The 10,249-nt window shown below is 61.1% G+C and carries 20 protein-coding genes and 2 pseudogenes; 7 read left to right on the forward strand and 15 right to left on the reverse strand.

The genetic code is table 11. The features are described 5' to 3' along the window. Positions 1–107: 107 nt before the first annotated feature. Genes IB262_RS05270 through IB262_RS05315 form a run of 10 tightly spaced genes read right to left on the reverse strand, consistent with a single transcriptional unit; the run spans position 108 to position 5,053 of the window. Positions 108–698, reverse strand: a complete 591-nt coding sequence (locus IB262_RS05270; RefSeq protein ID WP_192493444.1) for a transcription termination/antitermination NusG family protein — start codon at positions 696–698, stop codon at positions 108–110. Further along, positions 695–1,009 (reverse strand): helix-turn-helix domain-containing protein, encoded by a 315-nt coding sequence (locus IB262_RS05275; RefSeq protein ID WP_192493445.1) that lies wholly within the window; start codon positions 1,007–1,009, stop codon positions 695–697. Before IB262_RS05275 ends, IB262_RS05270 begins: the two co-directional genes overlap by 4 nt. After that, entirely contained in the window at positions 999–1,667 is a 669-nt protein-coding gene (locus IB262_RS05280) for a hypothetical protein (protein ID WP_192493497.1), read from the reverse strand. Before IB262_RS05280 ends, IB262_RS05275 begins: the two co-directional genes overlap by 11 nt. After that, positions 1,561–2,397 carry a DUF1376 domain-containing protein gene (locus tag IB262_RS05285; protein WP_192493446.1) on the reverse strand — a complete coding sequence of 279 codons (837 nt, stop codon included), beginning with the start codon at positions 2,395–2,397 and terminating at the stop codon, positions 1,561–1,563. Before IB262_RS05285 ends, IB262_RS05280 begins: the two co-directional genes overlap by 107 nt. Beyond that, positions 2,394–2,693, reverse strand: coding sequence for a hypothetical protein (locus IB262_RS05290; RefSeq protein ID WP_177235792.1), 300 nt, complete (start codon positions 2,691–2,693; stop codon positions 2,394–2,396). Before IB262_RS05290 ends, IB262_RS05285 begins: the two co-directional genes overlap by 4 nt. Further along, complete coding sequence (locus IB262_RS05295; protein WP_192493447.1) at positions 2,690–2,893, reverse strand: hypothetical protein; 204 nt, start codon at positions 2,891–2,893, stop codon at positions 2,690–2,692. Before IB262_RS05295 ends, IB262_RS05290 begins: the two co-directional genes overlap by 4 nt. Next, positions 2,890–3,075 carry a hypothetical protein gene (locus tag IB262_RS05300; protein ID WP_192493448.1) on the reverse strand — a complete coding sequence of 62 codons (186 nt, stop codon included), beginning with the start codon at positions 3,073–3,075 and terminating at the stop codon, positions 2,890–2,892. Before IB262_RS05300 ends, IB262_RS05295 begins: the two co-directional genes overlap by 4 nt. Positions 3,076–3,079: 4 nt before the next feature. Further along, positions 3,080–3,442, reverse strand: coding sequence for a hypothetical protein (locus IB262_RS05305; RefSeq protein WP_192493449.1), 363 nt, complete (start codon positions 3,440–3,442; stop codon positions 3,080–3,082). Between the two features lie 39 nt (positions 3,443–3,481). Then, positions 3,482–4,597, reverse strand: coding sequence for a phosphoadenosine phosphosulfate reductase family protein (locus IB262_RS05310; RefSeq protein ID WP_246802591.1), 1,116 nt, complete (start codon positions 4,595–4,597; stop codon positions 3,482–3,484). A 51-nt stretch (positions 4,598–4,648) separates the two neighbouring features. After that, positions 4,649–5,053, reverse strand: coding sequence for a hypothetical protein (locus IB262_RS05315; protein ID WP_192493450.1), 405 nt, complete (start codon positions 5,051–5,053; stop codon positions 4,649–4,651). A gap of 48 nt (positions 5,054–5,101) precedes the next feature. Between IB262_RS05315 and IB262_RS05320 the strand changes: the two genes are divergently transcribed. Further along, the gene (locus IB262_RS05320; RefSeq protein ID WP_192493451.1) at positions 5,102–5,356 is read left to right on the forward strand and encodes a hypothetical protein; all 255 of its coding nucleotides are present in this window, start codon (positions 5,102–5,104) and stop codon (positions 5,354–5,356) included. 25 nt (positions 5,357–5,381) lie between these two features. Here the strand turns inward: IB262_RS05320 and IB262_RS05325 are convergent, their stop codons facing one another. The 5 genes and pseudogenes from IB262_RS05325 to IB262_RS05345 all read right to left on the reverse strand — a co-directional run bounded on the left by IB262_RS05325 (position 5,382) and on the right by IB262_RS05345 (position 7,250). Next, entirely contained in the window at positions 5,382–5,570 is a 189-nt protein-coding gene (locus IB262_RS05325) for a hypothetical protein (protein ID WP_192493452.1), read from the reverse strand. Continuing rightward, positions 5,567–5,743, reverse strand: a complete 177-nt coding sequence (locus tag IB262_RS05330; RefSeq protein WP_192493453.1) for a hypothetical protein — start codon at positions 5,741–5,743, stop codon at positions 5,567–5,569. Before IB262_RS05330 ends, IB262_RS05325 begins: the two co-directional genes overlap by 4 nt. A gap of 599 nt (positions 5,744–6,342) precedes the next feature. Further along, a pseudogene (locus IB262_RS35875) lies at positions 6,343–6,585 on the reverse strand (DUF2312 domain-containing protein); the annotation flags it as partial. 279 nt (positions 6,586–6,864) lie between these two features. Next, positions 6,865–7,035, reverse strand: a pseudogene (locus IB262_RS36645) (GapR family DNA-binding domain-containing protein); the annotation flags it as partial. Beyond that, positions 7,032–7,250 carry a Cro/CI family transcriptional regulator gene (locus IB262_RS05345; RefSeq protein ID WP_192493455.1) on the reverse strand — a complete coding sequence of 73 codons (219 nt, stop codon included), beginning with the start codon at positions 7,248–7,250 and terminating at the stop codon, positions 7,032–7,034. The gene IB262_RS05345 and the pseudogene IB262_RS36645, both read right to left, overlap by 4 nt. Before the next feature lie 83 nt (positions 7,251–7,333). On the opposite strand from IB262_RS05345, the gene IB262_RS05350 reads away from it, so the two are divergent. From IB262_RS05350 to IB262_RS05375, 6 genes are all read left to right on the forward strand, one after another. Further along, a complete protein-coding gene (locus IB262_RS05350) occupies positions 7,334–8,026 on the forward strand; it encodes an XRE family transcriptional regulator (RefSeq protein ID WP_090427134.1) in 693 nt (230 codons plus the stop codon). A gap of 421 nt (positions 8,027–8,447) precedes the next feature. Continuing rightward, the gene (locus tag IB262_RS05355; RefSeq protein WP_192493456.1) at positions 8,448–8,672 is read left to right on the forward strand and encodes a hypothetical protein; all 225 of its coding nucleotides are present in this window, start codon (positions 8,448–8,450) and stop codon (positions 8,670–8,672) included. After that, positions 8,672–8,908, forward strand: coding sequence for a hypothetical protein (locus IB262_RS05360; RefSeq protein WP_192493457.1), 237 nt, complete (start codon positions 8,672–8,674; stop codon positions 8,906–8,908). The genes IB262_RS05355 and IB262_RS05360 overlap by 1 nt, the downstream gene beginning before the upstream one ends. A gap of 350 nt (positions 8,909–9,258) precedes the next feature. Beyond that, entirely contained in the window at positions 9,259–9,480 is a 222-nt protein-coding gene (locus tag IB262_RS05365; protein WP_192493458.1) for a hypothetical protein, read from the forward strand. Continuing rightward, on the forward strand, positions 9,471–9,716 hold the full coding sequence (locus IB262_RS05370) for a hypothetical protein (RefSeq protein ID WP_192493459.1): 246 nt from the start codon (positions 9,471–9,473) through the stop codon (positions 9,714–9,716). The genes IB262_RS05365 and IB262_RS05370 overlap by 10 nt, the downstream gene beginning before the upstream one ends. Then, positions 9,716–10,249: a siphovirus Gp157 family protein gene (locus IB262_RS05375; RefSeq protein WP_192493460.1), complete on the forward strand. Its 534-nt coding sequence runs from the start codon at positions 9,716–9,718 to the stop codon at positions 10,247–10,249. The genes IB262_RS05370 and IB262_RS05375 overlap by 1 nt, the downstream gene beginning before the upstream one ends.

Consider the following 10,249-nt stretch of genomic DNA (forward strand, 5'->3'; position numbering starts at 1 on the left):
GGCTGCAGCGGGGGGCGGTGACGTCCTCCCTAAGGCCCGGCGAGTGTTCCCTCTAATCGAGGTCCGCGATCAGAACAGCCTGCAAATCACCAATGATTGCAGCGACATTAAGCGACTTTATCGATCAGTTCAAGCGGAAGATCGACGTGAACGAGGCCGCCGAGCATCTCGACCACAGCTTTCACCGTGTTGCGGCCGGTGACATCGAGGACGGTTGCCAGCATGCCGCCAACCAGGCGGTGTTCGGGCGCGATCCGGACGGTGACGTCTTTCGGGAATTCTTCCTGAAGCTCCTTGCGGGTGCGCTTTTTTCGGGCGTCGCGCTCGCGCTGCAGAGAGGCGCCGGCGATAGCCTCAGCGTCCCGCATACTCTCGACGTCGAAATTGGAGATCCGGGTGGGATAGCCAGCCACACCGAGGATCGAGGTGACGCCATCGACGCGCGACAGCCGGTAGAAATCGGACGTCGGCAGGTACACGAACGAGTAGCCGACGATCATGGCGAACCGGCGCTCGATCAGTTCCTTGGTCCGGTGGTGTTTGATGTCCTTCCGGAAGGACGGCATGTAGATTTCGATGTCGGCGTCCCTCAGGTTCCGTTCGATGATGAATTCGCCCTTGCGGTCCTCGGGCTCGCCGATCCGCGGCGTTGCCGGGCGCTGGGTTCCGGGTCGGGTCTTGATTGCGTACCAGCTCATTGGGCGTTCTCCATTTCGATCTTGTTCAAGGCGTAGGCGACGGTCGTGTGGTCCCGCGAGAAGACCCGGGCGATGGCGTTCAACGACATCCGCCTCTGCTGGCGTAGCTCCCACATGATCCGGTGGCGCTGTCTGGTGATGGCGCGGCGTTGAGACGGGCCGAGCATGACCTTTGACGGGATCCGGAGTTCGAGGCTCCGAAGCCGGACGTAGTCCGTCGGCGTCAGGTGGCCGAGCGTGCGTAACTGATGGACGCGGAAGGCTATGACGTGATCGTTGGCGTCAGGACGGGGACGGAGCTTACGCAGCATCGGCCTGCACCTCCGGCGCGGACGGCTTAACGACGGCGGGCGCCCACACCTGATTGATCGCCCAAAGATGCGTTGCGCCGAGGGGCCACCGCCGCTTCTTGCAGCCGTTGGCAAACTCGTCGTGAGATTGGCATTCGGCGACGAAGACGAAGCCCTGAGCGGCGAGCTCGCGCGCCCTCTCCTCCTGGGTGATCCGCAGGTCCTTGAGCCCGTAGCGCGACATGCGAGGGCCGCCGAGCGCAGCGTTTTCGCGCACCGTCCTTGCCAATTCCGATGCGCGGGCGCGGTCTTCTCGCAGACCGCGGGCCTCGGCATTTGCCAGCGCCGCCATTTCGGCAGGCGTCGGCATGAATGAACGGTGATTTGCGTACTCGCCCCGCTTAAGCTTGACGAAGGCCTTGCGAAGCCCTGCGATCGCCGTCGCCGACAGCGCGTCACGATACAGGTCGATCGCCTCTGCCTCGTTAACTGACGCTGGCACCATGAAGCCGGCATCGAGCAAGGCGTTGATGCACTTCGCCACCTCGTCGGCACCAGACGGTGCAAGCTTCTCAGTGAGAGTGGTAATCTCGTTCTGCAAGGTCGATGACATGGCCGGCATTGTCTGCATTTTCATCACCGTAGAGTTCACGTTTGAGGTTTTGGCGGATGCGCTCATGGCGCTGGATGTGAGGGCTCATCGGCCGGGGCGGCGCCTGAGCTTGTGGCTGCTGCCGGCCGCCGCCGCGATCTTGGTCGCGGGACAGCCACGAAACGACGAAGCGTTTCATCCCCTTGCTCGTCTTGCGGTTTCCGGGATTGGCGTTGAGCCATGAGCGCATGGCTGCAAGCTGCTGACGGACGTCCACGGCCGGGAAGGCTTCGGACCATTCCGCGACCTCGGCCTCGGTAATCGCAACCATCTCGCCTTTCAGCGCCGGAAGCTCGATCGCCGTCGGCGAGGCCGGAGCGGATTTTTCCGGCTCCGGGCAAACATCCGAACGAAGTGAGGATGTAGATAGGTTATCGGTTATAGGTGGCACGCGCGTATCACTGCATGTGCTTTGCATTTGCTCTGCACTTGCATTGCTTTTGGATTTGCTGTGACGGGAAGATGCAGCCGACCGACGCTTCTCGATGATGTCGTCGGCCTTTGCGAGTTCAGCATCGATGCGCTTGTGGGTCCAGCCTGGCCCGAAGAGCATGGCCAGCATGTCCCTGCTCTCTTCCCACTGATCGGGGCTGAGTTTGGCGATACGCGCGATCACGCGCTCGTTCTCCGGCAGAGCGCCGTTCTGCCAGTAGTGCATAATCAGCAGCAGATAAGCGCCGTGCTCGGTCGCGGTCAGGTGGCCGGTGTCAGCGAGGTAGTCGGCGATGTGCAGCGGCATCCAGGCGCGGTTGCTCATGAGTGCTCCCCTCTCGCGATGGCTTGGGAGAAGGAAATGGCATCATCGACACTGTGCAGCGTGAACACCGGAGATCCGCGCCAGTCGTCGGCGAAGGTCTGCTGGTTCGCGTTCAGCCCCTTGCCGTATCCCTTTGTGCCGGTCTTGACCTCGACGAGGTAGTTCCGGCCGCGGAAACCGCAGAGGAGGTCAACCGGCTGGTCGAGGCGGAAGACGCTGAAGCCGACGCGTTCGAGGACGGCGACGATCGCCGGCTCGGATGCATCACGCTTGGCCTTGTGGCGCGGCATGCTCATTTTGCCCACTCCGCTGCCTGGAATGGTTCTCTGCCGGCGTAGCTGATCCTGTTGATCCGACGGGCGTGCAAGCGCTCGGTGTAGTCAGCGTTAAGCCGCGCGCTGATGAGGCGGTCGGCCTCATGCTCCTTGATGTCCAAGGCGTCGGCTATGGCGATCGTGTCGGGACCGAACCTTTCGAAGGCGTCGAGGAAGGTCATGCCTGCCCTTCCCGCTCGCGCTTCCCATCGGCATCTGCCGACTTTCGATAGTCCTCTCGGATGTCGCGGAGCATCTGAAGCTTGGCGCGCTGCACGGAATTGCCCCGATCACCGATGCGACCACGAAGGCCGCTAATCTCGGCGTCGAGAAACGCTATCTTCTCCGGCGTCATTGCAGGCATGTCGTCACCCGATCTTTTTGGCCGGCAGGGCGTGCTCCGCGGCCTCGAACAGGCGGCAGGCTTTCGCCGTATGCGGGATCAGGCGATTTGCCTTGTTCAGGATCGGTCTGTTGCAGCGAGCTTTCTTCAGCTCGCACGGCGTCTTGGCATGCCGCGCGCCGAAATAGCCGGGATCGGTTGGCACCTTTTCGGTGCCCCCCCCTGCCAGCTTCTTCGCCTTCCAGACGTGCCAAAATATGCACTCGCGGCACGTCTTTCCCTCAGGGCCGGTGCCAGCAATGTGCGCCTGGCCGAGATATGTTTCGGCTATGGGCTTATGGATTTCTTTTGCCGTCAGATGCTCGCTGAAAAGAAGGTGCTCTGCCATGCTATGCGGCCTCCTGATTGAACTGGTTGCAAAGGTCGGTCATGCTGCGTCGCTCGCCGATTTCTCGTCGAGCAGTTGGGCATAGCGCTGGTGAATGCTGTCGACGGTCAGGCAGCTGGAAGCGAAGCCGTAGAGCTCAGTGACCTGGTTGCGGACCGTGGCAAGGATCTCAGCCTCGTCGTTTGTCAGCATGCGCGTTGGCCAACCCTTGACGTAGAGCATCGGCTTAGTGACCCGTCCCTCGATCTCCCTGCGCAAGACGGCGCGCTTCTGCGCCTCGGCCAACGCTTCCTTGAGATCGCCCGGCAGCAGGTGGGGCGCGACGTCGCCCAGCCAGCGCGACCCCTGGAAAGCGAAGCTGCTATCCACCTCGAGCTTCACCATGCGGCGATAGATGTCGTGACTTTCTTCAACGGCGCTCGCCGCCGTGAGGTCCGCGACACTCGACATGATGCAGAAACGGCAAGACACGCGGGTCATTCCGTGGATGCGGTAGGCAGGATGTGGCTGCAAGCCGGAGCTATCGATCACGCCGAAGACTTCGTCGGTGGTCCGCTCGATGATCGGACGCCAGGTCCACACCTGGCCGGCAGTGTCTGAATCAGCAATCGCCATGCGGGCTCTAGCTGCGCTCTCGTCGCGGCGGACCCCAATCACGTTCAGGATCTTCTGCCCCTTGAAGCGCCTCTTAAGCTCCGCCATGATGACGTGCGTCTTGAGCTCGGACGTGCAGAAACGCATCGAGGGAGTAGACCAGCACGGAATGAGCGTGACAGAACTGAGGGTTTCATACCGGCTCTTGCTCAAGAACCATCGGCGTTCCCACCGGTCCATCAAGTCGCCCGCCTTACGACGCACAACGACGAGCTCGCAATCGAGGTGGTCAGAGAGCTCCTCGCAAACGCGCAAGCTGTCGTCCCATTCAACTGAGCCAAGATCTGCGTGGATGAGGATGCGCGGTCCTGTGTGGCCGACGGTGTCGAGGTGGTTAAAGGTCGCCAAGGCCGCCGCCTGGCTGTCCTTACCACCGGAGACCCCGATAGCGACTGGCGCGTTCGCGGAGATCAACTTCGCGATCTCCTCGGTCACCGCTATCGGCATTCGCAGGCTACGGACGTTTGCGGCCTCGAACAGATCTGGCTGATGGATGCTCATTGCCCGTCCTCGTCCTTCAGTTCCGGTGCCAGGTATTCGGCCCAATCTAGCCTACGGCCGGCGATCCGCTGCCACCGACGAGCGAGCCGGAGCCGCATTGACGCGGGCAAGCTTCGCATCCAGCGCAGCCAGACGGGCACGCAGTTCTCTTTGTTCACGCTTGCTCTCCTCGATTGCTGCTGCCCGCAGCGCATCCATTTCTTCGGCGTCGATCCGCCGTGCGGTGCCCTCCCAGATCGAGCGCGCCCGTCGCTGGGTGAACTCCTTCTGGACAAAGCGATTGATGAACTTGCTGGCTTCGAAAAAGACGTTGTCCAGCTTGCCGTAACGGCCGAGGGGGAAAGCCCCTCTCAGTAAGTCTCGTGCCTCTAAAACGTCCGCGCTCATGTCGCCGCCTTCATTGAGAATTTTTTCCTTGGGGCGAGACCCCAAGCCCTTGTTGTCGGTTCCCAACACCTTGTCGTTCTCCTGTGAGATCACTGGTTCCGTTGAAGGAGTACCGAGATGCGTCGCACAGGCATTTCATCCGATGGAGAGGACGGCGCAGTTGGCGCTGCAGCCGGTCCCTCCCGGGTCATTCAGTTCCGCAAGACCGCCGCCGCACTCGATGGTCTTGCCGCCGGTGACGATCCCCTGTCGTCACCGGCCATTCCTTTGGGGTCTGCTGTTCAAGCCGTGGTCATGCGCCTGGCGAACAAGCGGATCCGAATTCGGGTTGAGAGCCCCAGCCGGGAGGAGGAAGACTGGGGCTCTCGTTGATCGCGAGGGAGGAGGAGAACCGCGATCAATCCATGATGACCGAGCGACGGTGATCGGAGAGGATCACCGTCGCTATTTCGTCGTCGGTCATGGCGTGGAAATTCTTCTGGGCCGTCTCCTTCCGGAACTGCGCTTCGCAGAACCAGGCCACACCAGCCAACAGCGGAAAGGCAGAGGCCAATGTCGCGGCGAACAAGATCTGAATGGCAATCATGCTGCTCTCCTTCTGGTGAACTTCGTGCGGGGTGGCCGGCGCTCGACGTCGAGCATCACGGCTCGGTCGAACTGCTCGTCGGGAAGCGGGACGCCCGTCGCGATCTCGACCGCGTAGACCTCTGCCCTGCTCGTCTCGATGTCGTGCTGATGCTCGACGGCGTGGAGGTTCATGCGAATTCCTCCTGCTCGCGCATCGCCTTGGTGCAGGTGTGGCAATGAGTTCTTCCGACACCCGCGCACATCTCTGGACGCTGGCAATGAGGGCGCAGCGGCGACGGCGGCTTGGTGAGGAACGAGGGTGCCGGGATTTCACCGGCGTCAGCATGGGTCAGGTCAACGCCTTCCGGTCCAGCCGGGATTGCCTCGCGCCCCTTTTCCGCTGGCACGGGATGGACGGCTTCGCCGCCTCGCATCTCGTCGCGGTCCATCTCGTTTGCCTCTTCAGGCGAATTCAGGTGCCCATTCACGTCCGGGCCAGACGGTTCGAGGTCGGGAGTGCTCCCTTGAGCCAGTTCTTCCTCTTGGTTGGCGCCTCCTTCGTTCGTTGCGATCTCGGTGTGTTTGGTGACGATGTCGAGGCCGGCGTCGGAGCGCGGGGCGTCGTCGAGGAACTCGCCGGTCGTCGGATCGATGCGCTCTTCGCGCTCAATCATGATGTCGACTGCGGTCAACAATGCCGCCCTGCCCGCTTGGGTCTGCATAGCGGTCGCGACAGTCGCAACGAGCTTAGGGCTCGTCTCCGGCTCGGGTTCGTCGAACATGTCCATCTGGATCATGCCGAGTGCCTGGAGATATGTGTCGAGGATAGCTTCCTGCTCGGCGCGGACGTCCGCATCGATCTTTCGGATCGAGATGACCTTGCGCAGGATCTTCGTATCGAAGCCCATGGACTTGGCTTCGCCGTAGACGTCCTTGATGTCGTCGGCGAGCGTCTTCTTTTCCTCTTCGAGGCGCTCAATGCGCTCGATGAAGGCGCGGAGTTGGTCGCGCGCAACGATATGGGTGTCGGACATCTAAGCCGCCTCCGCCTTGGATTTTTCGAGTTCGAGGATTTCCAGAGCCATCTGACGGGTGGTGTCGTTCAAAGCGAAGTACTCGCCGAACAGCCGCCACGCGCCGAACTGGACGTGGCACCACCCCTCCATCGGATATGTGGCCGGGAACGAGCCGATCAGTTCGGCACGCTCACCGCGCTGATACGAGAGCGCATCCATGCGACGCAGAACGTCGCGGGAAATGCCAATCTTCAACAGGCCCGACGTAGGGAACGCGGCGAAGTACACGGAGCATCCTTCTGCTCGCTGCTTTTCGTCACGAACCTTCATGCCGAGCGTGGTTTTGCAGATGCCTGCCCTCGCCGCTTCGGCGTAGATGTCGCGGATGTCGTCGCCGATGACGTCCTGCTCTTCCTTGAGGCGCAGGATGCGGTCGATGAAAGCTTTGATCTGACCTTCGGCGCTCATGCCGTCACCCCTTCGAAAGGGCGCGCGCCGAAGATGTCGGGCCGCAGCAAATGCCGCGAAACTCCCGTGATCCTTTCCACTTCCAGAACCCGTGTCGGGGGGACCTTGTCCCACTGCAACACAGCGGAAGGCGTGATCTTAAGCCGACGCGCCAGTTCGCTGGCGCTGCCTGCCTGCTTGAAAACCAGTGTGAGTGGGAGAGGTTCTGTGCTCATGCCGAATTATAAGCACAACTAGAAAATCTATTCAAGCAAAACTTTTATAGACGATATGAGGCTTGATCACTCACATGCTGGCCATGGATACGAAGGAAAAAGCCAAGATCGTGGGAGCAGCAATCAAGCAGGCGCGAAAGCAGCGCGGGCTTGTAATGCGACAGCTTGCCGAGCACCTCGGCGTGCATGTGGCGGCGATCGGGAATTACGAGAGCGGCAAAAACCTGCCATCGACCGAGAATCTCATTGCGCTTTCCGATTTCCTTCGCGTCGATCAGGGCGCCCTTAGCCATGGCGAAGTGGTCAGCCTAACAGATGAGCCGCTCGCCGACGCCGAGCGCGTGACCGACCCTGCCCCGCCGCCTACTGGCCCAATGGATATTGAGGTCCTGGGCACCACTGCAGGTGGCGACGATGGCGATTTCAGGTTCAATGGCGAACGCCAAGGTTTCGTTCGCCGACCGCCCGGCCTGACAGGCGTCGCCAAGGCTTTCGCGCTTCATACGATCAGCGACAGCATGATCCCCCGCTACTTCCCCGGCGAGCTCATCTACGTCGGCGGCCGGGAACCAGTGCCTGGCGATCACATCGTGATCGAGCTTTTCCCTGAGAATGAGGGCGACGTCGGTAAATCCTACATCAAGTACTTCGTTCGACGGACGGCCTCAGAAGTCATCGTCAGCCAGTACAACCCACCGAAGGAACTGACGTTCAACCGGTACGCCGTAAAGGCGCTATGGCGCGTGATACCTCTGGCAGAACTTCTCGGCTATTGAGGACGTGAGCCTCTGCCCGAACGCGCGCGTTCTCGCTCACAAATAAGGCCTGAACGGAAATGCTCTTGCCCGGCAGCCCGTCTTCCTGACACGCCGAGCAAGTAAGCCGGGCTGACAGCTTCGCCAATGGCGTGCCAGGGAAGACCCCAGGGAAGCGCATCAACTGCCCGGCTTGCCACCAGCGCGACCTCCCACAATCTGAACACTCAACAGATACGGACGCCACTTCTCCCAAGAGTGGCTCGCGCGTCGGCAGCCCCATTCCCTTCTCCTATGTTCACTATTCGTTCTCAAACATTGATTCTTTTCATGAAAGAGTCGAGAGGCGTTTTCTAGTTTTGCTTTAAAGTTTTGCTTGAATGCATTTTCTAGCTATGCTTATATCTCATTACAGCAAGGCGCTGGATGAGGAACGAAGCAAATGGCGATGGTCACCCGATACAGCATCCAAGACGAGGTTGGTCGGTTCCTGACGATCGACGGCTTCTTCGCCTACGACGACGCCGATGCAGTCGAGTTCCGGGACGAAGAAGAGGCCATCGACGAGTTGGCCGCCTACCCCGGCTGCACGGTCGAGACGTACCGCCGAGTTTCAGAATTTCCCGATTTCACCGCAACGCCCTCGATCGAGAAGGAGGCCGCGTAATGTCCTTCAAGCCCCGCCGCGTGAAGCTGCACGAACTGTACCGAGAGATTGAAGCCCTTGGTGGCGGATCGTTCTCTGCAGAAGACGAGGCATACAACCGGGCCATCCTCGATGCCTGCGCGATCCTCCGCGCCTCTGGCTTCGGCGAAGGTTCGTACGTCGATCAGCCCGAATACGACAATCGCGCCCGCCTCGCCCGCCGCGAGTTCGCGCCTGTGGCAGGAGCGGCGCTGTGAAAAAGGTTTGTTCTCTCGAAGGCTGCACGCGCGTCCTTCAGTCAAGAGGATTGTGCTCCGGCCATCTCTTTCGACTGAGGAAGCACGGCTCTCCTACGGCTGGAAGAACGTTCCAAGGCGAACCAGCGCGGTTCTACCGTGAAGTTGTCCTGCCCTATGAGGGCGACGACTGCTTAATCTGGCCGTTTGGGAGAAGCGACACCGGTTACGCGACGATGACGGCAGGCGACAAGTGCGTCATCGTATCCAGATACCTCTGCAAAGAAGCACACGGCGAGCCACCGACCCCGAAACACCACGCCGCGCACTCGTGTGGAAAGGGAAAGCAGGGGTGCGTTACGAAGGGTCATTTGTCCTGGAAGACGAAGGCCGAGAATGAAGCCGACAAGCTGAAGCATGGCACTAAGGCCAGAGGCGAGCGCCACGGATCGGCAAAGCTCACCGAGCAGCAAGTGCGCTCGATGCGAGCACTCAAGGGCTTAGAGAGCAACGCCGTTATAGCCCAGCGCTACGGCATTAGCGAACGCCAGACAAAGCTAATCTTGAATGGGGGTAGCTGGTCATGGCTCTGAGCAATCGACCAATCGAATTCTGCTGCGACCCAGCGAACGGATTTTGCGAGTGCCAGTCCTGCACGCTCCCACCGGCCCGCAATATCGACCTGGACGGGCTCGCCGAGTTCAACCGCGCCACCTATGGCGCCGCCACCTTCATCATTCTCCTCGCCGCCCTCCTCGCCTTCATGGCGATCGGCTTTGCGAACACCGAGGAGATCCACCGCAAAATCGTAGCCGAGAGGACCGTCTAATGACCGCTCCCGCAATCGAACACAGCATGCGCCGGCATACCGAGGCGGCAAAGGCCCTCCTCGTCGATCTCCGCAACCAGGGCGCCGATGACGACGCCGAGCTCGTCGCCGACACCATCGAGGGCGAAACAAACCTCATGGAGGCGATCGAGGAGGCCATCGCCGAACTCGACGAGTGCGACGTCCTCGTGACCGGGCTCAAGAGCAAGGAAGCCGAGTTCGAAGCCCGCCGCAAATGGGTCGAGAAGCGCGCCGAGCGCATCCGCGCCCTGATCGAACAGGCGATGCTGGCAACCGACCAGATGTCGATGAAGCTGCCGACGGCCACACTATCCCTCTCGAAGCGCGCGCCCGGCCTGATCGTCGTCGACGAGGCGGATATCCCGGCCAAGTATTGGGTTGATCAACCCCGACCCGCCCCGAAGCTCGACAAGAAAGCCCTCACTGCCGACCTGCGCGAGGAGAATGCCGCCCCTATCCCCGGCGCCACCCTCGACAACGGTTCGTTCTCTCTCACGGTCCGGAGGAAGTGA

It is taken from the genome of Ensifer sp. ENS02 (genome assembly GCF_014851885.1).
GTDB lineage: Bacteria > Pseudomonadota > Alphaproteobacteria > Rhizobiales > Rhizobiaceae > Ensifer > Ensifer adhaerens.